The sequence below is a fragment of the Phyllobacterium sp. GQ127 genome, assembly GCF_059758635.1.
In genome coordinates this window covers 209,191-232,318 of the sequence record NZ_JCAXDZ010000004.1, presented here as the reverse complement: position 1 = coordinate 232,318, position 23,128 = coordinate 209,191, and the positions used below count along the sequence as shown (strand labels likewise).

Annotated in this window: 19 protein-coding genes; 10 read left to right on the top strand and 9 right to left on the bottom strand. The window is 54.3% G+C overall.

Going from position 1 to position 23,128, the window contains the following annotated elements:
- Positions 1-77: 77 nt before the first annotated feature.
- The 4 genes from AC6CHM_RS16740 to AC6CHM_RS16725 are packed head-to-tail and all read left to right on the top strand — an operon-like array spanning position 78 to position 6,273.
- Positions 78-4,529 (top strand): YadA-like family protein, encoded by a 4,452-nt coding sequence (locus AC6CHM_RS16740; RefSeq protein ID WP_498173780.1) that lies wholly within the window; start codon positions 78-80, stop codon positions 4,527-4,529.
- A 7-nt stretch (positions 4,530-4,536) separates the two neighbouring features.
- Complete coding sequence (locus AC6CHM_RS16735; RefSeq protein WP_337353505.1) at positions 4,537-5,109, top strand: invasion associated locus B family protein; 573 nt, start codon at positions 4,537-4,539, stop codon at positions 5,107-5,109.
- 13 nt (positions 5,110-5,122) lie between these two features.
- Complete coding sequence (locus tag AC6CHM_RS16730; protein ID WP_440809509.1) at positions 5,123-5,809, top strand: hypothetical protein; 687 nt, start codon at positions 5,123-5,125, stop codon at positions 5,807-5,809.
- Positions 5,806-6,273 (top strand): DUF4189 domain-containing protein, encoded by a 468-nt coding sequence (locus AC6CHM_RS16725; RefSeq protein ID WP_498173779.1) that lies wholly within the window; start codon positions 5,806-5,808, stop codon positions 6,271-6,273. The genes AC6CHM_RS16730 and AC6CHM_RS16725 overlap by 4 nt, the downstream gene beginning before the upstream one ends.
- Before the next feature lie 27 nt (positions 6,274-6,300).
- On the opposite strand, the gene AC6CHM_RS16720 is transcribed toward AC6CHM_RS16725, so the two are convergent.
- Together AC6CHM_RS16720 and AC6CHM_RS16715 are read right to left on the bottom strand one after the other, a co-directional pair.
- Positions 6,301-7,020, bottom strand: a complete 720-nt coding sequence (locus tag AC6CHM_RS16720) for a response regulator transcription factor (RefSeq protein WP_336441402.1) — start codon at positions 7,018-7,020, stop codon at positions 6,301-6,303.
- A 10-nt stretch (positions 7,021-7,030) separates the two neighbouring features.
- The gene (locus tag AC6CHM_RS16715) at positions 7,031-8,260 is read right to left on the bottom strand and encodes a GAF domain-containing sensor histidine kinase (RefSeq protein ID WP_498173778.1); all 1,230 of its coding nucleotides are present in this window, start codon (positions 8,258-8,260) and stop codon (positions 7,031-7,033) included.
- 283 nt (positions 8,261-8,543) lie between these two features.
- Between AC6CHM_RS16715 and AC6CHM_RS16710 the strand changes: the two genes are divergently transcribed.
- From AC6CHM_RS16710 to AC6CHM_RS16690, 5 genes are all read left to right on the top strand, one after another.
- Entirely contained in the window at positions 8,544-9,560 is a 1,017-nt protein-coding gene (locus AC6CHM_RS16710) for a substrate-binding domain-containing protein (protein WP_115054912.1), read from the top strand.
- 75 nt (positions 9,561-9,635) lie between these two features.
- Positions 9,636-11,099, top strand: a complete 1,464-nt coding sequence (locus AC6CHM_RS16705; protein ID WP_498173777.1) for a sugar ABC transporter ATP-binding protein — start codon at positions 9,636-9,638, stop codon at positions 11,097-11,099.
- Positions 11,096-12,043, top strand: a complete 948-nt coding sequence (locus AC6CHM_RS16700; protein ID WP_115054914.1) for an ABC transporter permease — start codon at positions 11,096-11,098, stop codon at positions 12,041-12,043. The genes AC6CHM_RS16705 and AC6CHM_RS16700 overlap by 4 nt, the downstream gene beginning before the upstream one ends.
- Complete coding sequence (locus AC6CHM_RS16695) at positions 12,040-12,990, top strand: ABC transporter permease (protein WP_440809524.1); 951 nt, start codon at positions 12,040-12,042, stop codon at positions 12,988-12,990. Before AC6CHM_RS16700 ends, AC6CHM_RS16695 begins: the two co-directional genes overlap by 4 nt.
- A gap of 16 nt (positions 12,991-13,006) precedes the next feature.
- Entirely contained in the window at positions 13,007-13,921 is a 915-nt protein-coding gene (locus AC6CHM_RS16690; RefSeq protein WP_440809527.1) for an SMP-30/gluconolactonase/LRE family protein, read from the top strand.
- Positions 13,922-14,095: 174 nt separating this feature from the next.
- On the opposite strand, the gene AC6CHM_RS16685 is transcribed toward AC6CHM_RS16690, so the two are convergent.
- From AC6CHM_RS16685 to AC6CHM_RS16675, 3 genes are read right to left on the bottom strand one after another with little or no spacing between them, the layout of a single operon-like run.
- Positions 14,096-14,929 carry an NHL repeat-containing protein gene (locus AC6CHM_RS16685; RefSeq protein WP_440809530.1) on the bottom strand — a complete coding sequence of 278 codons (834 nt, stop codon included), beginning with the start codon at positions 14,927-14,929 and terminating at the stop codon, positions 14,096-14,098.
- Positions 14,926-15,345, bottom strand: a complete 420-nt coding sequence (locus AC6CHM_RS16680; RefSeq protein ID WP_337353367.1) for a carboxymuconolactone decarboxylase family protein — start codon at positions 15,343-15,345, stop codon at positions 14,926-14,928. Before AC6CHM_RS16680 ends, AC6CHM_RS16685 begins: the two co-directional genes overlap by 4 nt.
- The gene (locus AC6CHM_RS16675) at positions 15,281-15,709 is read right to left on the bottom strand and encodes a MerR family transcriptional regulator (RefSeq protein ID WP_337353368.1); all 429 of its coding nucleotides are present in this window, start codon (positions 15,707-15,709) and stop codon (positions 15,281-15,283) included. Before AC6CHM_RS16675 ends, AC6CHM_RS16680 begins: the two co-directional genes overlap by 65 nt.
- A gap of 380 nt (positions 15,710-16,089) precedes the next feature.
- Between AC6CHM_RS16675 and msuE the strand changes: the two genes are divergently transcribed.
- Positions 16,090-16,656, top strand: coding sequence for an FMN reductase (gene msuE, locus AC6CHM_RS16670; protein ID WP_115054919.1), 567 nt, complete (start codon positions 16,090-16,092; stop codon positions 16,654-16,656).
- A gap of 46 nt (positions 16,657-16,702) precedes the next feature.
- Here msuE and AC6CHM_RS16665 read toward each other — a convergent pair whose 3' ends face one another.
- The 4 genes from AC6CHM_RS16665 to AC6CHM_RS16650 all read right to left on the bottom strand — a co-directional run bounded on the left by AC6CHM_RS16665 (position 16,703) and on the right by AC6CHM_RS16650 (position 22,932).
- Complete coding sequence (locus tag AC6CHM_RS16665; RefSeq protein WP_498173776.1) at positions 16,703-19,345, bottom strand: glycosyltransferase family 39 protein; 2,643 nt, start codon at positions 19,343-19,345, stop codon at positions 16,703-16,705.
- A gap of 439 nt (positions 19,346-19,784) precedes the next feature.
- Positions 19,785-21,185 (bottom strand): ATP-binding protein, encoded by a 1,401-nt coding sequence (locus tag AC6CHM_RS16660; protein ID WP_498173775.1) that lies wholly within the window; start codon positions 21,183-21,185, stop codon positions 19,785-19,787.
- Complete coding sequence (locus AC6CHM_RS16655) at positions 21,182-21,922, bottom strand: response regulator (protein WP_115054922.1); 741 nt, start codon at positions 21,920-21,922, stop codon at positions 21,182-21,184. The genes AC6CHM_RS16660 and AC6CHM_RS16655 overlap by 4 nt, the downstream gene beginning before the upstream one ends.
- 167 nt (positions 21,923-22,089) lie before the next feature.
- Positions 22,090-22,932, bottom strand: a complete 843-nt coding sequence (locus AC6CHM_RS16650) for a MipA/OmpV family protein (protein ID WP_498173774.1) — start codon at positions 22,930-22,932, stop codon at positions 22,090-22,092.
- Positions 22,933-23,128 lie beyond the last annotated feature (196 nt).

Here is a 23,128-nt window from a genome sequence, read left to right as displayed (position 1 = left end):
AGCCTATGTCTCAACTCATACAAGCTGAAGACCAAAACTGGGTCAGATCCGGGGATCGGTCGCATCGTCGCCGGTTAATGGCAGTACTTCGCCTGGCGCATCGCGTTCTTGGCGTTCAGCGCAAGGGTCTAGGCCTTGGGACGTTGGGTGTAGGCGGCAATCTGCGTTCGACCACGGCGCTCGGCGCGCTGACGACGATCATCGCACTTGGCTTTTCCGGAGCTGCCCATGCGCAGTACCAAGCTGGCGGCGGTTCGGCGACAGGCGGCAACGCCGTCGCCATCGGTAACACTGCCACAGCGAATGGCAATAACAGCGTGGCGCTCGGCACCGCGAATTCCGCAACTGGTGATGCGACAATTGCTATCGGCTATTCGATGACTGTCAATGGCCTCAATTCGATCGGCATAGGTGTCTTCGCGGGCGCGAACGGCGTCAACGCTCTCGCCATCGGCGGCAACGCCCAGGCCACAGCGGATGGAGCAACCTCCATCGGCGTCAACTCCGTTGCGCGCGCCGGTGCAGCCGCCTTGGGCCTCAACGCCCGGGCGGACGGCGTGAACTCAACGGCGGTCGGTTATGTCAGCAGGGCAACCGGACTGCGCGCCACCGCGCTTGGGTTTGGGGCAACCGCTTCCGGACTGGATGCCATTGCCCAAGGCAATTCCGCTGTCGCAAGCAATCAGAACGCCATCGCCATTGGTTTCCAGGCGACCGCCACCGCAATCAACGCTGTCAATCTCGGCAACCGAACTGTTGCAGGAGGGGGCGCCCTTCAGGAGAGCGCCATTGCCATAGGCACGGACGTATTGGCATCTCAGGTCGATGCCACTGCGATTGGCCGCCAAAGCCGGGCGACGGGTACAAGTGCCACAGCAATGGGGCGGAACGCCAGCGCTTGGGGTAATCAGTCCATCGCGCTCGGCCTTGGTGCAATCGCAGGCGTTCAGGCCAACACGGCTCTGCCCAACAGCATTGCGATCGGCACCAATGCCGTTTCATCCGGCACCGCCGGTACCGCAATCGGCACTGCCGCAAATGCAACGGCCGATTTCGGCACAGCGCTCGGCAATCAGGCCCTCGCAAGTGGTGTCGGCGCTCTTGCGGCGGGTTCGGGAGCGCAGGCTACCGCCACCTCCACCACGGCGCTCGGCAACAATGCCACAGCGACTGCCTTGAATTCGATCGCGCTGGGACTGGGCGCAGCCGCCAGCGGAATCAATAGCGCGGCTCTCGGCGTCAGCGCGGTTGCCAATGGCCAGAATGCCGTGGCGCTCGGCATCGCCGCATCCGCATCAGGATTAAACTCTGTTTATCTCGGCGCGCGCACTGTTGGAGCAGGCGCCAGCGGGGCGAGTGCCATCGGCATCGGCACGGACGTGACCGCATCGCAGAATGACGCAATCGCGATGGGACGTGCAAGCCAGGCGACGGCAGCCAGCGCGATCGCCATGGGCAATACTGCAATAGCAACCTCTGACGACGCCGTCGCTATCGGCACCAGAGCCAATGCAGGCGGGGGCAAGTCGGTGGCTATCGGCGCGGACAATGTCGCTTATGGCGACGGCGCTGTGTCAATCGGCGATCCGAGCTATGCCAGCGGCACCGGCGCCTTCACCGGCGGCGCAAACAACATCGCTAATGCGGATGGCACGGCAAGCGCTACAGCAGCCAATATGGCCAATGGCGCGGTAGCAATCGGCAACAGTAACGTGGCGATTGGCCAGGGTTCGGTCGCACTGGGTAATACGAGCCGTGCAGGCGTGGCTGGTGCTGTCGCACTTGGTGATACAGCCGTCGCTAACAATGCAGACGATGTTGCATTGGGATCGGGCTCAGTCACCGACGTGGCGGTGGGGACCGCCAGTACCGTGATCGCAGGCACCACATATAACTTTGCCGGAACTGCAACTCCTTCCTCCACCGTAAGCATCGGCGCTGCTGGCGCAGAGCGCACACTCACCAATGTGGCTGCCGGTCGCATTAGTGCTGCTTCCACCGACGGCATCAACGGCTCGCAGCTATTTGCGACTAACCAGGCAGTCGAAAGTGTTGCCACGACGATCACCAACATCAACAACGGCGGCGGCATCAAATATTTCCATGCCAATTCGACGCTGCCCGACTCGCAGGCAATCGGCACGGATTCCGTCGCGATAGGTCCAAATGCCGTGGCTAATAATGCCGGTGACGTGGCGATAGGCCTCAATTCGGTAAGCGGCGTGACGACGGCAGTTGGCGGCACCACTATCGGCGGCGTGAACTATGCATTTGCCGGAGGCGCGCCGGCCGGTGCGCTCTCCGTCGGTTCCGCGGGCGCCGAACGCCAGGTGCAGAACGTCGCGGCGGGCCAGCTCTCCGGCGCCTCCACGGATGCCGTCAACGGTTCGCAGCTCTTCGCGACCAACCAGCAGGTAACGACCAATACGACCGACATCGCCAATCTCGGCGACTCCATCGGCGACATCGGCGATACGATCAACAATATCGCGGGCGATACCTCCACTGCCTATACTGACGCCAATGGCGACGGCATCCGCTATGTCCGCACCAATGACCGGACGCTGGCGGTGAGCGACTCGTCGGCCCAGGGGGTTGGTTCGACCGCCGTCGGCTACAATGCCACGGCGATTGCCGAAAGTTCGCTGGCACTTGGACGGGAGAGCCAGTCCACCATCCTCGGCGGTGTGGCCCTCGGCTCCGGGTCCGTCTCGGACCGTGCGCTGGCGCCTGCAACGGGCCAGATCGCGGCGGGTCCGACGAACTTCATCGAATACAACACTACCGACAAGTCGCTGCTCGGCGCGGTTTCGGTCGGCACGGCCACATCCTACCGCCAGATCACCAATGTCGCTGATGGTACGGACTCGCAGGACGCCGTGACAATACGCCAGCTCCAAGGCGCCATCGCTTCGGTTGCTGCAACGCCGTCCAAATATTTCCACGCCAATTCGGTCGCCGGCGACTCTCTCGCCGTCGGTGCGGAATCGATCGCCGTCGGCCCGACCACGGTTGTCAATGGCGATAATGGCGTCGGCATCGGCAATGGAGCGATCGTCGATCAAACGGCACCGGGTGGAACGGCCATCGGCCAGGGCGCGCATGTGCTCCTCGCCGACGGCATTGCGCTCGGCACCCAGGCCACGGCAGCCGGTATCCAGTCGGTTGCCCTCGGAGCCGGTGCCGACAGCAATCACATCAACAGCGTCGCCCTCGGCGCGCAGTCGGTGACGACTGTCGGAGCGCAGACCGGCTATACGGCTTTTGCGCTTGCGGCTCCGCAGACTTCCTTCGGCGAAGTCTCCATCGGCGGGGTGGGCACGGAACGCAAACTGACCAATCTCGCGGCCGGTTCCGCCGAAACGGATGCGGTCAATGTCAGCCAGCTGCGCGGTCTGGGCACGCAGATCACCAACAATCTCGGTGGCGGTGCCGTCGTCAATCCCGACGGCACGATCACCGGCCCGACCTATAATATCCAGGGCGGCAGCTATACGACCGTCTATGATGGGTTCACCGCCGTCGATGCAAGCATCACCAATCTCAACAACCAGATCAACAATGGCGGCGGCATCAAATATTTCCACGCCAATTCCACACTGGCCGATTCATCGGCAACGGGTACGGACAGCGTGGCGATTGGTCCGGAAAGCATCGCTACCGGCACCGACAGCCTCGCGGCCGGCCATGGCGCGGCAGCAACCGGCGTGGGCTCCGTGGCGCTCGGCGAAGGCGCTCAGGCGAACAATGCCAATGATGTCGCCCTCGGCTCTGGATCTGTCACGGAGACGGCTGTCGGAACCGCCGGCACCACCATTCGCGGCAAACAGTATGATTTTGCTGGAACGACGCCTGTGGGGACCGTCAGTGTCGGCGCTGACGGAGCGGAACGGACAATCACAAACGTAGCAGCGGGACGCATTGCTGCGGACAGTACAGATGCGATCAATGGATCGCAATTGCATGCTACCAACTCCGCGATCGAGGATTTGGAAGGCGGAATTGGTAGTATCAACAACAATGCCGTCTTTTACGATATCAAAGACGGCAAAAAAACAAATAATATCACCCTCCAAGGAGGTGATGTTAATGCACCGGTTGTCATTTCCAATGTTGGAAAAGGCGTTGCCGACAATGATGCCGTCAATGTCTCGCAGCTGAAGGAAAATGTGACCTACGCCATTAAGACATCGAACGACTATACAGATAGCGTCGCAACAACAACTTTGAATGAGGCCAATAGCTACACGGATCAGAAATTCGGGCAGCTCAATCAGGAGTTCGACTCGATCCGCGACGAAGCTCGCCAAGCCGCAGCCATCGGCCTCGCCGCTGCTTCATTGCGTTATGATGATAGGCCCGGAAAGGTCAGTGTGGCGGTGGGCGGCGGTTACTGGCGCGATGCCGGTGCTCTCGCCTTTGGCACAGGGTACACAAGCGAAAACGGCCGGGTACGTGCAAATCTCTCAGGTACTACGGCCGGCGGCCATTGGGGTGTGGGAGCCGGTCTCAGTTTCACGTTGAACTGAGGCAATGATGCTGCGACGTAGCTCATTCTGGCTCCTCGTTTCGCTGGCGCTCTCCAGCCTGTCCTGTCCGGTTGCGGCAGGGCAGGAGGCTAAGGCAGGCTTCCGGATCAAGCCTTCAGACGTGGTGCCGCCAGCCGATGTCAAGCTGGGCGACTATCAGCGGACCATACGGCCCTTCGAAAACTGGACATTGATCTGCGACGAGAAGGTCAAGGCTCGCCAGAGGGTCTGCAACGTCACACAGACCATCGAAAACCAGCTGGGGCAGGTCGCCTTCAGCTGGTCGCTCGCCGCAACGAAGGAAGGCAACCCATACATGATCGTGCGCACTGCGCCGATCGCGGATGCGGATGCGCCATTGGCGCTGGCCTTTGAGGGCCGCAAGGAACCGGTCAAGATACGGCTCGACGGCTGCAACCAGGCCGTCTGCGTTGGCATGCTGCCGGTTGGCCCGATCATGCGCGACCAGATATCGAAGAAGTCTTCCCCGACGATTTCCTATGCGACCAGAACAGGCAAAACAATCAGTTTGGTTGCGCCCTTAAGCGGCCTTTCCGCAGCCGTCGAGGCGATCAATTGAAAAGGTACCAGGAATGACCCAGCAATCGATCCATGACAGGATAATGTCGCGAAACACAAATGCCGAGGCGCCGGCCACCATCGCCGCTGTACCATCGCACAACTGGTGGAAGAAGGTTACGCTTTCGCTGCTCGGCATCGCGGCGCTCGGAGCCGCGGGCTATGGTGCGACGCGCTACGGCATTTTAGACATCGTCCTTTCACCCCCTGCCGTCGCCGATACGCCGCAGCCAGGCGCCAATACTGTGGAGTCACCGTTCCGACAACATGCCAAACAGGCGGGCCTGCTTGCCTGCTCGAATGTCTTTCCCGGCCTTGGAGCGCTGCTGACAGGCGGATCACAATATGGCGTCCAGTCGATCTGGAACAACGAGACCCCGGACCATCATGCAGTCCAGGCGCTTGTCGGCATGAACTACGCCACCGAAGGATATACCGGCATCGCGGCGGGTGTCGTCGTCGCGGCGCCGACCGGTTCGGATTGCGAAGGCTCGATGGTGCGGGTAGCGCCTTTCCCCGTGCCATGTGCGGACATGCCGGCCCGGCTGCCGCAGGGCAGCAAGCTCACCAACAATCTCGCTCAGGTCAGTGTCTATGAGCTGCCGAACAATGGCGGCAATGCGATGCTGCTGCCCAGCGGAAATAGCTGCGTTGTAATTTCCGTCGCCTCTGCGGCCGGAACAAATGGAGGCAAGCAATGAGATTTCGTATTGCCATCGGCGTCATTGGATCGCTGCTGATGTCGACGGCCCATCTGGTCGCGGCGGACCTGATCGTGCCCGAGGTGCCGGTTCCGGATGTCGAGGAGCGCGGCATTTGGGCGGCGATCGCCTATTCCGAGGCCGATGGGGTCCATGGCTTCTTCTGGGGCGCGGACAAGCGCCAAGAGGCTTCGGACATTGCGCTCGAACATTGCGAGAACGATGGCGGCAAAGATTGCGTTGTCGTCGAGGTTTTCCGCAACCATCGCCATTGGGACGATGACGACCATACCGGCTTTCCCTACAATCATTGTGGCGCGCTCGCGGTCGCCAAGGAGAAGAAGACCACCAGGATCTGGGGCGCGAAATCCGCTGTAACCCGCGATGAAGCCGTGGATGCCGCAATGCGTATTTGCGAAGCCGATGGCGCTAAATGCAAAATTCGCGAATGGGTTTGTACATGAGCCGGGGTCATCGTTCGGTATTACCGGTCAATCAGCATCGAGCCATTCGTTCAATTCAACCTCCGAACGCTCCAGTCCATTGTAATTGATCAGCTTGCGCATAAGGGCAACGGCAACTGCGCGCGCGCGCAGATTGAATCGCCCATCACGGCCGTCTCCGGATGTTTGATAAACCCCAAGCTTCTCGTAAAGTTGCTGAAGCCGGTTTTGCACGCTACGCAGTGAAATATTGCGACGAGCGGCTATTGCCCGGTCAGTCAGTCCTAAGGCGACATCAATGAGAATTTCGTACTCGATATCATTTACGCCTTTAGCCTGACCAAGGCTTTTTTGCTGCATTCCGCGCACCTCGCGATCAATGACACATTGTGCCTCGATGAAAATGCTGCGAAGTGCCAGCTTCAGGCGTTCCTCCGATGCAGATTTGAGCACATAGCCAAAGGCAGCGCCGTCCGGAACTATGCGAGCAACACCACGCACATAGGCTTCATCTGAATAATTGGACCAGAAAAGAATCCGCGTGTCGGGCCGCTCTTTCCAAATAGTGCGGGCTGCTTCGATGCCGTTTCTCGTCTGCATTTGAAGATCCATGACAATATGAGCTGACTTATGGTCGCGTGCCATTCTCTCGCCGATCATGCCGTTGTCAGCCTCAAAGATGGCTTTGCATTCCGGAAGGGCAGCATTGACCGCATCTCGCAGATAAGATCGATGGAGTGAGTCATCCTCAACGATTAGTATTTGCACCCCATTCTCCTTAAAATTCGCGATCAGGTACAGCGGCGGTTGGCAGATGAACGACGACTCGCGTTCCCACATTGTCCTGGTTGGGTCCGATCGAGAACTTTGCAGAAATCAGCCGGGCTCTTGTCTTCATGTTGTTGATACCACCGCCCGCGCGACGGCGCGTTTTTAGACCGCAGCCGTCATCCACGACTTCTATTGAGACGCCGTCGACCTGTTCCAGCAAGCGTACGACAATGTTATTCGCACGAGCATGGCGAATAACATTGTTGATCGCTTCCTGGGTGATGCGGAAGAGAGCGATAGAAACGGTCTGATCCAGCTGATCGATAACACCATTCGTCTCGTCGACCAGTTGCTGCCGAAGCCCGGAGCCACTGTCACGGATGGAGCGGTCCAGATGATTTTCTATAGCTTGGCTGAAACCAAAAAGCTGAAGAACCGAGGGTTTTGCCTCTTCTATAATTTGCCGCAGATCCTGCATGCTGTGCTGCAAACTTCGCGCAACCGATTCAAGTTCGTCACCGGACACGACCTGTTCGCTAGCCAGACGCTCCAACCAGCGCGCCAAGCGGGTGAGATCGGCCAATGTCTGATCATGCAAGTCCATGCCAATGCGTTGGCGCTCGCGCTCCAATGCCTCCGTAAGGTTCAGAGCGCCGAGACGCAGTGCCTCTTCCCGGACCCTTGCTTCAGCCTCCACGATCGCTGATTTTTGCGCTTGATCGGCAGCACGCAACGCAAAGAAATAGGCAGATAAAAGATCGGCGATGGATCGCGCATTGTCGACGTCTTCCATTGTATAGAAGTGTTTTTGATGGGAAGAACAGCTCAACGCTCCGATAATATCCCCTTCAACTTTGAGAGGGAGGTGGATGCGACTTCGCAACCCCTGTTCGAAGGCGGGTTGAATGAATGCGCCCTTGAAATTAAATCGTGCATCCGTCAGTGCGTCGTCGGTCAGCATAAAGGGTACCTCACCCCACAAGAGGGCGCGGATAGGGCTTTGGGAGACAAGTGCAGGCGGATGAGTTCCCCATGCCGTTTCTAGTCCGGTCTCATAGGCTGTGTGGTATTTTCCTCCATGCATAATAATGCAGACATCAAGATGATCGTGCGGGATGATATGAGCGATCTCTACTGCCACCGCGCGAATCGCGGAATGAAACTCCAGCTGACCCGCCAGCAACCGCGAAATTCCGATATAGTGATCAAGCAGTGCCGCTGGTGCCATCTTCAACATTCTGCATTCCCTCCCGAAAATGTATTCCTCCGTGGCCCACCGGCTATAGTGAACACCATATTCACTTACATAAAGCGCCAAGTCATATGAACTCGTCTTGCGTGATCCCGCATCTTTTTCGGCATATCCCGCAAAATGCCTGCCGTAAAACGCCTATACAAGCCCGACAACGTAACTCATCTTGCAGGATCAAAGGGAGAAGAATTCGACAGGAGGAGTTTCGATCAGAAGAAACGCTGATCGGGATCTGTTCGAAGAACTAGCTTAATCTGGGGAGAGAGAAATGAAAACTACCAATGTTCTTTTGGCGACGATAGCGCTCGTATGTACTGCAGTGCCAAATCTGGCAATTGCAGATACCTCGGCCAAGAAAATTGCCTTGTCAAACAATTATGCCGGCAATTCCTGGCGGCAGGCCATGCTGACGAGCTGGGCGAAAGTTGCTGGTGACGCGGCCAAAAGCGGTGTTGTTGCTGCAGCTGATCCATTCACGACTGCCGAAAATCAGGCGACGGAGCAAGCAGCACAAATTCAAAACATGATCTTGCAGGGCTACGATGCCATCGTCATCAATGCAGCATCGCCCACAGCACTAAATGGTGCCGTCAAGGAGGCATGTGATGCTGGCATCACGGTGGTTTCCTTTGATGGTATCGTAACGGAGCCGTGCGCCTGGCGCATTGCGGTAGACTTCAAGGAAATGGGTCGCAAGCAGGTCGAGTATCTTGCCAGTAAAATACCCAATGGCGGCAATCTCCTGGAAATTCGTGGTCTCGCTGGGGTTTCTGTCGATGATGAAATTTCAGCCGGGATTCACGAGGGTGTCAAACAATTCCCGCAATTCAAAATCGTTGGATCGGTGCATGGAGACTGGGCGCAGGATGTAGCCCAGCGTGCTGTTGCCGGTATTCTTCCAAGCCTGCCTGAGATCGTCGGTGTTGTCACACAAGGTGGCGACGGTTATGGAGCGGCACAGGCATTCGAGGCCGCTAAACGCCCTACGCCTGTGATTGTCATGGGCAATCGCCAGGATGAGCTTGTCTGGTGGAAAAAACAAAAGGATGCTGGCAATTATGAAACCATGTCGGTGTCGATTGCGCCCGGTGTGTCGACATTGGCATTCTGGGTCGCGCAGCAGATACTCGATGGTAAAGAAGTCAAGAAGGAATTGACCGTACCGTTCCTCCAGATAGATCAAGACGATCTGGAAGCCAGCTTGAAAACGACCCAAGAGGGCGGTGTCGCCAATGTGGAGTATTCGCTTGAGGACGCGCAAAAGGTAATTGCGTCAACCAAATAGATTTCGTCATACGATAAAACCAGCTCTGCCTGATTTTTATATCAGGCCGAGCCTTTCGCAGTATTGAGGATCCGCGTGACGAATACTAGACCGCAAGACGCTGTGATAGAAGTGAGGGATGCCAGAGTAAGCTTTGGTGCAGTCAAAGCCCTTGATGGTGTAACGCTTGCAATTCAGCCCGGTGAATGCGTTGGGCTGGTCGGCCATAACGGCGCGGGAAAATCCACCATCGTCAATGTCATTAATGGCGGTCTCACGCCGCATGAAGGACGCGTTGCGCTTGGCGGTAAGTTTATTGAAAAATATAATGTCAAGGTGGCCCGAGATCACGGGGTACGTTGCGTCTTTCAGGAACTGTCGCTTTGCCCCAACTTAACCGTTACCGAAAATACCCGTATCATGCATCGGAGCCTCGCAGGTTGGGGCTGGCGGAAAAAAGCAAGTACTGTCGTTCGCGCAAAGCTTGATGAGATTTTCCCCGGCCACCGCATTCCCGTTGGGGCGCTTGTTGGCGATTTAACCATTGCGGAAAGACAGATGGTGGAAATCGCTACGGCTTTTTCCGAAGTGATTCAAAAGGTAAGACTTATTATACTGGATGAACCCACGTCATCTCTTGACGCAGGGCTTGCCGCGCAATTGTTGGCATTCGTGCGCGCATTTGTCAAAACCGGTGGTTCGGTCATTTTCATATCGCATATCCTTGGCGAAATACTTTCAACCTGCGACCGGATCGTCGTTATGAAGGATGGCAAGGTGGTTGCAGCCAGACCGTCAGAAGGATGCACGGAACATAGTTTGGTCGAATCCATGGGCAGCGTGGTAAAAGGACCGTCCGCAAGGTCCATTCGAGACATCAACACCGGCGAACCTGTCCTTTCAGCGGCAAGGCGCGCAGGCAAAGGATTGCCACTCAAGGCGCATAGGGGCGAAATCATCGGATTGGCGGGCCTTGGCGGCCACGGCCAGACCGAAACTCTAATCGATATTTATCTCAAGCAGAGCGGCAATTGGGTGCGTGAGCGAGCACCAAAGGTCGCTTTTATCGCTGGGGACCGCCGCCTCAACGGTGTATTTCCTTTATGGAGCATCATCATGAATATGTCGATCGGTCATCTGTCAGACCTTTCAACAAAGGGTTTCATCCGACGGCAGGACGAAGCTAAGCTCGTCGAAAATTGGAAATCCAAGATCGAAATACGCACCAAAAATGTGGAAAACGGCATCCTGTCGCTATCGGGAGGTAACCAGCAAAAGGTGCTGTTTGCCCGTGCTCTTGCGACACGGGCGGACGCGGTGTTGATGGATGATCCGACTCGCGGTGTCGATATCGGGACCAAGCAGGAAGTCTATTCAATCTTGCGATCGGAAGCGGACAAGGGACGTACCTTCATATGGTATTCCACTGAGATGGATGAAATCTGTCTGTGTGACCGTGTTTACGTGTTCAACAGTGGTGTGATTGTTGCAGAATTGACCGGAGATCGGGTAACGGAGAAGAATATTCTTGCTGCGTCATTCAGGAGCGCGGCAGCATGACAAATTGGTTCACACGCGACGCCATTAGACTGCTGATTCCCGCGCTGTCGCTTACCCTTCTTCTACTTGTCATCTTTTACCTGCAGCCACGTGCAATGAGTTACAATGGATTAAATCTATTGTTCAATCTTGCTGTGCCGATCGCGCTAGCCACGATTGCTCAGATGCTTATCATGACAGTCAACGACCTCGATCTTTCCATGGGCGCCTTTGTCAGTTTTGTGGCGTGCGTTGTGGCTACGTTTCTCAATACAAACCCTTTTCTCGGTATTGCCATCCTGGCCGCAGCGATTCTTGCTTATGCCGCTCTTGGTGTTCTCATTCATGTGAGAAACCTTCCTTCTATCGTGGTTACGCTTGGTATGAGCTTTGTTTGGGGTGGGTTAGCAGTTCTAATTCTGCCTGCGCCTGGTGGACAGTCACCGGTTTGGTTGCGGGCATTGATGGTTTCCAAACCGCCTTTGGTGCCCTTGGCAATTATCGCCAGTATTCTCGTTGCTGTTTGCGCCCATTTTCTTATTATGCGCTCCTCACTCGGTGTTGTCTTGCGCGGGGTGGGCGGCAATTTTCGTTCCGTTGAAAGGGCAGGTTGGTCCATTGTACGCGCTCGCGCCATTATCTATGCGCTTGCAGCCTTCTTTGCCATTCTTGCCGGCTCGGCGCTCGTGGGTCTTACAACCTCAGCCGACGCCAATATTGCCCTACGATATACATTGCTCTCAATCGCTGGCGTTATTTTGGGCGGAGGCGAGTTCGTCGGTGGCAGGGTCTCTCCAATCGGGGCCGTTATTGGCGCGCTGACATTAACTCTGGCCGGTTCATTCCTGTCTTTTCTCAGAATATCGCCGGACTGGCAGATTGGCGCGCAAGGCATGATCCTGATTATTGTTCTGGCCCTTCGATTGTTGTTCAACCGGCTTGAACGGCGAGGAAAATCCGCATGATTTCGATTAAGCTCTTGCTGGAAAAGCCATGGATATGGTCCTTCGTCGCAGCGGCAATCGTCTGGTTTGTCACTATCATGTTCACTGGTGGAGCAAGCGCATATGGGCTCTCGCAAGCCGCGCTTACCTTTGCGGCATTTTCAATTATCGTCGGCATCGGCCAGATGTTTGTCATCACGCTCGGACCAGGCAATATTGATCTCAGCGTCCCGGCAACGATGACACTTTCAGGTACGATTGCATTAAAGCTCATGGGCGGCGCGGATTCCATGGTGGTGCCGGGTTTGCTCGTCGCCGTTGCAATCGGTGTCGCTGTTGGCGTGGGCAATTATGGTCTGATCAAATTACTGCGTATTCCACCAATCATTGCTACGCTGTCGATGAGTTTTATTGTGCAGTCGACGGCAATCTGGACCAATCGCGGACTGCGGATCAAACCACCGGCGATTCTTGCTGATTTTACCACATCCATGACGCTGGGTGTTCCTAACGTTGCCTGGATTGCGCTCGGTCTTTCCATCGTTGCCTATTGGCTTTTGCAGAAGTTGATTTACGGTCGGTGGGTTTCTGCCATCGGACAGAATATACTGGCGGCCCGCATGACCGGGATCCCGGTCGACGGCGTGCGCATTGTTACCTATGTTCTGTGCGCGGTTCTGGCCTCAGTATGTGGCTTCCTGCTAGCAAATTTTTCGGGTGGAGCCGCGCTCAATATGGGGTCGGAATATCTGCTGATGTCCATCGCCGTCGTCGTTATTGGTGGAACAGCAGTTGCTGGCGGAAACTCCAACGTTCCGGGCATATGGGGTGCCTCACTTTTCATGTTTCTCGTTGTTTCGATGCTCAACACCTACGGGTTTGACGCCGGCATTCGCCTGATCATGACCGGTATTATCATCATCGGCATTATCGTTCTTGCCGGTGGCCACAACTCTGAACAACGTTAAAACTGGTGTACCTGGAATGATCAATACAGCGCTTTATGAAGTTCATGATCAACGCTTTACCAGCCTTATTGTAGGTAGTGCGGTGCTTGAGGAACTGTACTCATCTTGCCGTTGGGCTGAAGGGCCAGTCTGGTTCAATGATAGCAACAGCCTTTTATGGAGCGACATCCCGAACCAACAAATGTTGCGGTGGATTCCTGAGGGTGGCGTTTCGGTTTTCCGGTCACCGTCCAATTTTACCAATGGCAATACACGGGACCGGGAAGGCCGCCTCATATCGTGCGAGCACGGCACGCGCCGTGTCACGCGCACGGAAGTGAACGGAACAATTACCGTTTTGGCCGACCGCTATCTCGGCAAGTGCCTTAATTCTCCCAATGATGTCGTTGTTCATTCGAATGGCTCTATATGGTTCAGCGATCCGACTTACGGAATACTCTCAGATTATGAGGGTTACAAATCTGAACCCGAACAATCGTCACGCAATGTTTATCGGCTCGATCCTGCGAGTGGTGACCTATCTGCCGTGGTGACAGATTTCCTCCAACCTAACGGTCTTGTTTTTTCGCCCGACGAAAGCTTGCTCTATGTGGCGGATTCCGGTGCAAGCCATACAGATGGCGCCCCAAGGCATATCCGCGTCTTCGATGTTGTGGACGGGAAGACCTTGAGCAACGGTCGCGTCTTTGCTCATATCGATAACGGCATTCCCGATGGCATCCGCGTTGATTTGAATGGGAATCTTTGGTCAAGCGCTGCTGATGGTGTTCACTGCTTTAGTAGTGACGGGACGCTGCTCGGCAAAATAAAGGTCCCACAGACAGTTTCAAACCTCACTTTCGGCGGGACGAGGCGTAATCGTTTGTTTATAACTGCAACGCAGTCGCTCTACTCAATCTATGTGACAACGACGGGCGCGCAACAGCCATAGCACGATTGAAATTGAAGATATTCAAACGGAGCTCTGTGCCGGATTTCGTTACTCCAAATCAGCAGGAGCGGTAGATCAATTTTACCGATCAACCGCACCTGACGTATGGATTCCCACTTGCTGCGTAACTCCTATTACAGGAGTAACTATCGCCGGTAGATATAGAAAATTCTGCTATTGATTCAGAATGGGGATACGATAGATCGCTCCATCACCCCACGTGGCCGTGAGCAAGGATGTACCGTCAGGTGCCACGACCAACCCGACCGGACTTCTCAGTCCATCGGCAACGACGCGTAATTTCCCTTCGGGCGATATTTCCTGAACGGTTGTTCCTCCATAGTCGACCACAAAGACACGGCCGGTCTTCGTCATTGCGACGCCAGGGCCGGGTGCGCCCAAAGCCTTACCTGTTTGAATGCGGGAACCGTCCGGGCGCACGAGCGTGATGTCACCGTCGATGTTGGAAACAACATAGCCGCCGTCCGGTGTTTGAACCGCCCCCACCGGCGTTCGCAAGCCCTCGATGATCGGCTCCAGTTGACCGTCGTCATTCACCGCGAGTATTTGATTGGTACGGCGATTGGCAATTAGAAGCTGTCCTGATCTGTCGAAGCCGATTCCGGCTGGTGTCGCAAGGCCTGTTACATATGTGCTTCGTTCTCCCGCTGGCGTGAAACGATAGATCTCGTTGCCGGAATAGGATGCAACATAGATAAATCCGTCGGGTGCGATCGTCAGCCCGGATGGACCGGAAATTCCATCAGCGAAGATTGTACGATTGCCGGCCGGGTCGACCCGGGAGACGCGTCCTGCTCCCCATTCTGCCACGAACAGGTTTCCTGTATCATCAAAAGCCATGCCGACTGGCGAACTGAACCCTTTCCAGAGCTCCACAGGTGCAGCTTTGTTTGCATAGGCGGAAGTTGCCGTTATCTGCAAAAGCAAAACAACTATGGCGAGAGGCGCCAAATAGCCAATTACAGAAGGGCGAATGAGCTTCATCATGCTGTGCGCTCCTGCGTTTTGGGGAAGCGTCGGGCGAATACTTCCTTGGCGGCGAACAACCCGTTAAGTGCTGCCGGGAAACCGGCATAGACGGCCATTTGCATGATGATTTCGGTAATTTCATCTCGGCTCAGTCCGACATTTAATCCGGCCTCGACGTGAACCTTCAATTGTGGACTGGCATTGCCCAGCGCCGTTAACGCGCCAATGGTGGCAATTTCGCGAGCGCGCAGATCAAGGCCAGGGCGGCTATATATGTCCCCGAAAGGAAATTCGAGAATATAGCGCGCAAAATCGGGGGCTATATCCGCCAAGGCAGCGATGACATTGTTTCCGGCTTCACCGTCGATCTCAGCGAGTGCGCGCTGTCCGCGTTCCAGTCGGCTTTCGCCGGCGTTCTGGGAGTGCTGTATCATGTTCCTTCATCCTCTGTTCCTTGCCGGCATATCCGGCAATCTTGGTGTCAAGGATAAGAAGGCAGGCTTGGAGATCGGTAACGTGGGCGCGAACGCGATCGCGATGCTGTTCCAACAGCTTGCAACGCTCCGCTTCTGTTTCGACACCCCGCTCCCGCAAAGCTGCGTAATGCAGCATGTCCCGGATCGTCATTCCAGTCATTTTCAAGCGACCAAGAAACTGAATCCAGATCAGGATTGTTGCGTCGTAGTCTCGTTGCTTCGATTGGTCTCTATCCGCATACGGAAGCAGCCCAATCCGCTCATAGTAACGGATAGTGTGGGCCGATAGTCCCGAACGCTTCGCCAGTTCGCCAATCTTCATTATTACCTTCTTCACCACGACGCATTGGAGGGTAGGGATTAGAGTATACTCTAAGTCAAGCGACGAAATGACGATTTTAAATATTGCGTTCAAACAATGATTCCAGCGCGATGTGAGCCTAGTCTCCGCCCCCGAGTCCGGGGTTTGTCTTTGCACCGGAGAGATATCTTTGGCTGAGAGCAGACCTGAGCGCGCCGGTCGTAGGCGTCGTCCCTTGAGGAGGGGCGACCACGCACATACTATCTTCCGGCAGCGATTGAGAAAGATTTACCAGTATCGGCGTTCAGTTCAGCCTCTACGTTCTTTTTAATCGCAATGCTTTTGGTAGTCTTGGAGTCATCAGCCATTCTTGCGGCGCGTACATATCAAGGATATCGCTCATGCCCAATCCAATTGTTGTTGGTCTCTCCGGCAACTTCAACCGCCCTTCCAAAACAAGATTGCTCGTCACAAACACGGTCAATCGGATCAGTCGGCAATATGGCCTGGCGGCTGAAATTTACGACCTGATCGATCTGGGAGACTCTCTTGGATCCGCCCGCCATGTCAGCGAGCTCAGTTCTGAAGCCGGAAAAATTCTCGACAGAATTATAGCGGCTGATATCCTTGTGGTAGGCACACCGACCTATAAGGGCAGCTATGCCGGGCTCTTTAAACATTTCGTCGATTTACTCGAGCCGCTTGCCCTGAAAGGCAAGCCAGTAGTGCTTACGGCCACTGGTGGTAGCGATCGGCATGCGCTAATCGTCGAACACCAGCTGCGACCCTTGTTTGGTTTCTTTATGGCTCATACGCTTCCGACTGGCGTCTTTGCTGTCGATCGCGACTTCCTCAATCATGAGATCATTTCAGAACATATCCACGCGCGGATCGACCAAGCGGTTGAAGAAGCACGGCCATTTATCGGCCAGTCAGTGGCCGTAACAACTCTCAGTGCGACGGGGTAGTTCTGAGCTTTCCCGTTTGAATGGAACACTGCATGGCGATCGTCGATCAATGGCCTGTTCGAGTGCGGGCCGAACGGCCATTACATTCTGTGATCGGGGGGCAATCGCGCAACGCATAACCTACCCTGTAATAAAAGCTGCCAACAGAAACACCCTGTTTGACTAGATTTTGTTGTTGGATTTCAGTCAGTTTGTAAAACCGATTGCTCAGAGAATCTTGCTCCAGTTCATGCCGTTTCAAGCTGATGAGGATCGCATTATTTCCCTGGAAATCTTTCGGCCGAAACCAATAATTGTACATCAGGCTATTTTTACCCAGGACGCCGCTGCCAACCGAACTTTTTATCGGGTCTTTTGACAGGCGATTATAGAAGGCGAGTTGGCTGGCAAGAAAGTATCTGTCCATGCCAATAAGGAGCACGGGTTTGCCGCTCTGATATTCAACCGCGTTTTGAATCAGTCCAACTTCATGCCCCAACTCCTGCCACGCTACGGGAAGGGTACGAATTGTCCCGATGGAATGGGTCATGGGCAATCCGATAGCCAGGTAATGCAGGCCCAACCCATAGATGACGAATGTCGAAGCTACCGTGGGAGCCCACAATCGCCGTAGCGTCACTGCAAACCGAGATCCGTCAGTAGATGGTTTGACGATTGCAGCAGAGATTGCCGGCACGATCGCGAGCCAGACTGGCCCTGTCCAGTTTAACTTGACGCTGTGAAAGAGGCTGAATGCAATGAAGACTGAAAGCGGAACCAGCGTATATGCTAAAACGAAGAAAGACCTGCGGATACGTATCAAACCCTTGCTTTTAATTCGAAATTCAAGATTTATGAGGGTGGAAATTGTCGCAACCAGCCCGAACGGAGTGAGCAGGATTGCGACGCTGCCTATCAAGGCGGGAAATGAAAAATTATACGGGCTCTCCAGCCGCCGCGTGCTCTGGAAAGCGAAGGAAACCCATTCATTTGTCGCGTTCCAAATGATCACGGGTGAGAAGAGTAGCACAGCAATAGCTGCCGCGATGTAGGGCTCTGGTCGTCGCATCCAATGCCGAGAGACAACGTCCAGGCACAGGAAGGCGAGGGTGGCAGGTCCGAGCAGAACAATCGTGTATTTGGAGAGCATTCCAAGACCAACACAGGCACCTACGCCAAACCATGCGCCACGTTTGTTACCCAAAAAAGATCGCTCCAAGAAATAAAGCGCTCCAGCCCAGGCGGCCGTAAGAGGTGCGTCGGGCATCATCATGATGCCGGTTGAAAAGAAAAACGGTAGCGTTGATATGAGAAGTAAGCTGACGAGCGCGGCAGATTTTCCAAACAGATTTCGTGTCAATAGAAAGACAAAGGTAGCTGTTGCGATCCACGCAACATAAGCGCCGATGCGTACACCAAATTCGGTGTTGCCAAATAGACTCGTGCCCAACCAGATCAACCAGGCGACCATTGGAGGGTGATCGAGATATCCAATGTCTAGGTGTTGCGCATAATTCCAATAATAAGCTTCTTCCGGGATGAGATCCACAACTCCGAGGAACGTCAGTCGAAGCATAAGGGCGTATCCCACAATGCCAATGGCGGCTACGCGCCATGAGATATCCGGTGCCAAACGGGATGTAGGGGATGGGTAAACAAAGAAAGCATTGCCGAGATAGTTTACAATTGCAGCAACTCCGATAGCGAGGATTAAACCGGCTAAAGGAGGCCAATCGAGGAGGTGAACGGCGCAGGCGATGATGCCGCCTCGTAGCGAGAAAGCCAGCAGGCAGATAGCCGCGAACCGGGCAAGGCGGGTCCAATCCTGCTTCACGCTTGGAGAAAAGGCCCAACGGGAATTGAGATTATAGTTGATAATTGCAGCGGCAGCGAAACTGATCGCGTGAGACTGGCCAAGACTAAAGCCGTAGGCAATCAAAACTTGGAACAGCAAGATATCTGCTGCGAACCCGATCAGCCCTACGCCTGCAAAACGCCCGGCGGTGCCAAACGAAATATTACCGCCTCCCAAGACCAGCAGACGGCGCATATAGCTGATCAAATGATTAAAGCCGATCTTCGATTGCCCTAAAGTTCGGTCATGGAAAATAATGGGTATCTCACTAACGCGCAAAGTATGCCCGCCAGCTGCGATGACTTCCAGTCCGATTTTGAAACCCGTAGCGTCGGGATCTACCGCTAAAAGATGTTCCTTTCGAACCGCGAAAAATCCGGACATTGGATCGCTTAATTCGGTAATCGGCCAAGCTAATGCGCCGCCAAGACGTGATAAAAGCCGACGTGATCCGGGCCAGCCCGGCGTGGCTCCGCCGGACACATAACGGCTGCCGACAACCATATCGCTCGTGCCTGCTACAATTGGACCGATCATATTGGCAATCTGATCTGGCGGGTGACTGAGATCAGCATCCATTACTACAATGATACTACCATTGGCCTCGCGTGATGCTGCCAATACGTCCCCCGCCAATCCTCGCATACCATCTCCGCAGATGAGCTTGACCGGATAGTCGGGCTCCCAAGCACGAACGCGCTCCAATGTCCCGTCTGTTGAACCGCCATCGGCGACAAGAATTTCATATATTGTATCAGCGGCAGGCTGGGAGGTAATCGCCGACAATATCAAGTCAATATTGTCGACTTCATTGAGTGTGGGAATGATAATAGAGACAGGTTGAATATGCTTCATGTTGTTTGGACTCAGTAAAGGACGGCAGACATGCTTCGTTGATCTTCCACTCCGTCACGGGAGCGATGCGAAACTTGGCGATGAGAATGATTTGACGCGGCGCGCTATTTTGATCCGAGCGGTGGCGCTGGATCTGCGCTAGATCGAGATTGCCCCGTGAAGCGCTGATATCTGCTGCGAAGTGGCTGTCTGGGATTTGTCATTTTTACTCACCATTTTTAGTCGCCACAGGGTGGCCTTTTGATGAGTATCCGGCTGGAAGCAGGCTTCTTTCGCGAGATTTTATTTAGATATATTTCATGATGTAGGGATTTGTTTCGGCTCGCAGACAGGTTTTATAGCCGAACAGTAGTTTCGTAGTCGCCAATCAGGAGGCGCCGAAAACAATTGTGTGATACCAAGATTATTTTAGCAGCAAGTGGCGACAAGTTACTGGAAGCTACGAGAAGCTTGTGTCTGATACTGTCTGATACATCGCACGCAGGCGACGTTGTTTTGAATCGAAAACATGATTATTTTCAAATTTTCCCGGATCACATGGCAGACTTATGTGAGCGACCAAGCCAGACGTACTCTTATTCTTCAGAAAAATGGAACCGCCATGACCTTTGACAATATCCTGCACAATTGAAAGGCCGAGACCAAACCCACTCGTAGAACGAGCGGGACTGACTTTGAAGAATGGTTCGAACACTGTGGTTTGAAGCTCCACCGGTAGCCCAGGACCATCATCCGAAACCTCGATTGCCAAAGCACCATCTCCTGATGACACAAGTGACACAACAACATGCGTGCCAAACTTGGTCCCATTGTCTACCAGGTTGGTAATGGCGCGGCTTAAAGCGCGAGGCTTGCAGAGATAGGCCAGACGGTCTGGGCCTGAATAGCTTACATTGAAGCCCACATCAGCGAAATCAGAACAGACGGTACTGAGAAGGCTGGGCAAGTCTGAGCGCAACGGCGCTTCGGAAGATACTTCCTTGCTCAGATAGGTGAGGGTTTCCCTCATCATCCCATTGATCGTGGCGATATCATTTAACATCAATTCACGCAAAGCGCCGTCTTTTGAGCGCTCGACGCGAAGCCGCAACCGAGTGAGCGGGGTTCTGAGGTCATGGCCAATGGCGCGCAGCATCCGGGTTCGGTCATTCATCATGCTGCGCAACCGGCTACGCATGTCATTCAGAGCACGGGCCAGTGCAACAACTTCTTGTGCACCGCGCTCTTCGAAAGGTCGATCAGGACCCTCTTCTGCGCTTAATACCAAAGCGGCCGCGGAAAAACGCGACAAGGGAGCGACGATCATACATCCGGCATAAAAAGCCAGAAGGATTACCGGCACCACAATTGCCAAAACTTTCAAAACAGAATTGAAACGCGTTTCCAGCGACCAGAATTCTTTTGGTTCCGGGCGGATTGCAAAGGCTAAGGATTCAGTGGGAGTTATTTTGACCAGCAGGACATTGTTCACGTCTGACGATCTCAGCGCCGTGGGAAACTTGCCTGTCAGCGCGTCGCGGACTCGCGTGCCAAGACCGTTTGTCTGATCCACGTTTGAGGCTGCTTTTTCAAACTCAGCATTGCTAACTTTTTCGACTGGTATGTCGCTGTTGGCTGTCACCTGCAAAACTATATTGCGGTTCTCGGGAGTTTTTGCTGCCAGAAACTGATTTACCACAGTTTCGATTCTGATAGCGGTTGAACGGTGATAAGGAACTGAATCGTCAAACACCAGGGGCTCTGTAACGACCCCCATCGCGCAAGCAATCAAAATAGGTGCAATTGCCAGCGCGATGATCTGTCCGCGAATGGTGTCGAGATTGGACGATTGCAGCATCATACACGCTCCACTTTTGGCGTGAAAAGATAACCGGCAAGCCGGACCGTTTTTATGAGAGTAGGCTCTCGAACATTTGGCTCTATTTTTTGCCTCACCCTGCTGACATGAACGTCGATACTGCGCTCGACAGGGCCTGCGGCACCGGCATGCGTCAAACTCAAGAGTTGTTCGCGGGTAAGCACCTTGCCGGGATTCCGGCAAAATGCGAGCAGCACGTCAAATTCTGCCGTTGTCATTGAGATGTGGACCCCATTGGGATCACGTACCCGCCGCAATATCGGGTCAATCCGCCATCCTTCAAATTGCAAGGGGTCCTGTGTTTGGGGGCTTGCAGAAGTGTACGACGAGCGTCGAAGCAGGCTTTTAATCCGCGCCAGAAGTTCGCGCGAGTTGAATGGTTTGGTAATATAGTCGTCAGCGCCCAATTCAAGGCCAACGATACGATCAATATCATCACTGAGGGCCGTTAGCATTATGATGGGAGTTGTCGCCTGTGCACGCAGTCTGCGACAAATACTGAAACCGTCCTCACCGGGGAGCATAACATCCAGAATAATAAGATCGAATGATTGCTCGCGAAGCAAAACTTCCATTTCCGCCGCAGAACCCGTGGCAACAGCGTTAAAGCCATTGTCCAACAAGGTTTCTATGACCATGTTCGCGATCTCGGGGTCATCTTCCACGAGAAGCACTCTTGCAGACTGATCCAAGACTGTCACACGCATGTGAATATTCATTCCCCAGCCCCCAAAACCATAATTCGGTGTGAGGGTAAATAATGTCCCATGAATGGCGTTATGGTGTCATTCGGAGCCACATTTGGTTGCGTTGAAAATTAGGATGGAAATCATGTCGACGCGCGAGCCTCGGAACCGTGACATTGAATAATTTTGTCATCTCTGGACTAGAATTTATAGCCAAGCATCAGCATCGCTGACGGTTGGAATGCATCTTGTACGATTGGACTGTCTGCCGCGTCACCGACTAGATAACCCACGCCTATCTGCCCTTGGATGAGCCAACTTTTCTCCGTGACATAAGTAACGGAGGCTTCAAAGTCGACACGTTTGAAACCTGCGCCTGCATCATATGCGGCAAGACCCGATCGGGCTGACTGCGCTGAGGTCACCCCGAAATATGATTCCATATGATTGGCATCAGCCCAGGTCGCTGAGGCGCCAGCCGAGAAAAGGAATTGCTTGTAGGAGTGCGAGACACTTGCGCCAACTGTTCCTACCAGACCATCGCTACCTCCGATTGTTTTATCGAAAGATGTAAACAGTTCAACAGGCCCTAGCTCGTACGCCAACTTTCCGCCAATTACGGCTCCGGCATCGACGTCGCCCAGCCCTTTCAGATGATCGCTGTCATCTTCCTGTCGGCCTGCCTCATATCCGATCTTTGCCGTGAAGTTAAAGTTTTGATAGCGGTAAATGTCGATGGATATTCCGCGGGGATCGACGGTCACATGCTCGCCAAAGGTTGCTGAAAACATTGGAAAGGGCTGAACTTCAAACTCATCCGACCCTTCAAATTTCGGCGCATAGATACCACCTGCGCCGATTACAACATTCCATTTGTTAAGGCGATCCTTGACTTTCTCGAAGCGACTTGGATTGATACGTTCCGGGCTGACTTCGTCGAAGGTTTCGGCTGCTGCCTGCAACGGACACAAGCTGATAATACCCATCACGGCGACCGAGAGTGTCAGTCGAATGTCAGAATAAACTTCTTTGGTGATTGGCATACAAAACTGCTCCTGAGATTTCAGAGGGGTATTGCCCAACTCGCGGCCGTCTGCCCTCATTCATCAGGAATACCCCATTTGGTATTTTCAGGGATTTTGTAATGTTAAGAAATGTTGCGCAAATATGGGCTTCATGTGGCAACTTTTGCAGCTCTTGAAGCCATCTTGGTGAAATGCGACGGTAGCATAAACGGTA

What these genes read in the sequence shown, in the direction of transcription:
- AC6CHM_RS16740 (WP_498173780.1), top strand. Translation starts at nt 78, where the DNA reads ATGGCAGTACTTCGCCTGGCGCATCGCGTTCTTGGCGTTCAGCGCAAG.
- AC6CHM_RS16735 (WP_337353505.1), top strand. Translation starts at nt 4,537, where the DNA reads ATGCTGCGACGTAGCTCATTCTGGCTCCTCGTTTCGCTGGCGCTCTCC.
- AC6CHM_RS16730 (WP_440809509.1), top strand. Translation starts at nt 5,123, where the DNA reads ATGACCCAGCAATCGATCCATGACAGGATAATGTCGCGAAACACAAAT.
- AC6CHM_RS16725 (WP_498173779.1), top strand. Translation starts at nt 5,806, where the DNA reads ATGAGATTTCGTATTGCCATCGGCGTCATTGGATCGCTGCTGATGTCG.
- AC6CHM_RS16715 (WP_498173778.1), bottom strand. Translation starts at nt 8,260, where the DNA reads ATGTTGAAGATGGCACCAGCGGCACTGCTTGATCACTATATCGGAATT.
- AC6CHM_RS16710 (WP_115054912.1), top strand. Translation starts at nt 8,544, where the DNA reads ATGAAAACTACCAATGTTCTTTTGGCGACGATAGCGCTCGTATGTACT.
- AC6CHM_RS16700 (WP_115054914.1), top strand. Translation starts at nt 11,096, where the DNA reads ATGACAAATTGGTTCACACGCGACGCCATTAGACTGCTGATTCCCGCG.
- AC6CHM_RS16695 (WP_440809524.1), top strand. Translation starts at nt 12,040, where the DNA reads ATGATTTCGATTAAGCTCTTGCTGGAAAAGCCATGGATATGGTCCTTC.
- AC6CHM_RS16690 (WP_440809527.1), top strand. Translation starts at nt 13,007, where the DNA reads ATGATCAATACAGCGCTTTATGAAGTTCATGATCAACGCTTTACCAGC.
- AC6CHM_RS16685 (WP_440809530.1), bottom strand. Translation starts at nt 14,929, where the DNA reads ATGATGAAGCTCATTCGCCCTTCTGTAATTGGCTATTTGGCGCCTCTC.
- AC6CHM_RS16680 (WP_337353367.1), bottom strand. Translation starts at nt 15,345, where the DNA reads ATGATACAGCACTCCCAGAACGCCGGCGAAAGCCGACTGGAACGCGGA.
- AC6CHM_RS16675 (WP_337353368.1), bottom strand. Translation starts at nt 15,709, where the DNA reads ATGAAGATTGGCGAACTGGCGAAGCGTTCGGGACTATCGGCCCACACT.
- msuE (WP_115054919.1), top strand. Translation starts at nt 16,090, where the DNA reads ATGCCCAATCCAATTGTTGTTGGTCTCTCCGGCAACTTCAACCGCCCT.
- AC6CHM_RS16665 (WP_498173776.1), bottom strand. Translation starts at nt 19,345, where the DNA reads ATGAAGCATATTCAACCTGTCTCTATTATCATTCCCACACTCAATGAA.
- AC6CHM_RS16660 (WP_498173775.1), bottom strand. Translation starts at nt 21,185, where the DNA reads ATGATGCTGCAATCGTCCAATCTCGACACCATTCGCGGACAGATCATC.
- AC6CHM_RS16655 (WP_115054922.1), bottom strand. Translation starts at nt 21,922, where the DNA reads ATGAATATTCACATGCGTGTGACAGTCTTGGATCAGTCTGCAAGAGTG.
- AC6CHM_RS16650 (WP_498173774.1), bottom strand. Translation starts at nt 22,932, where the DNA reads ATGCCAATCACCAAAGAAGTTTATTCTGACATTCGACTGACACTCTCG.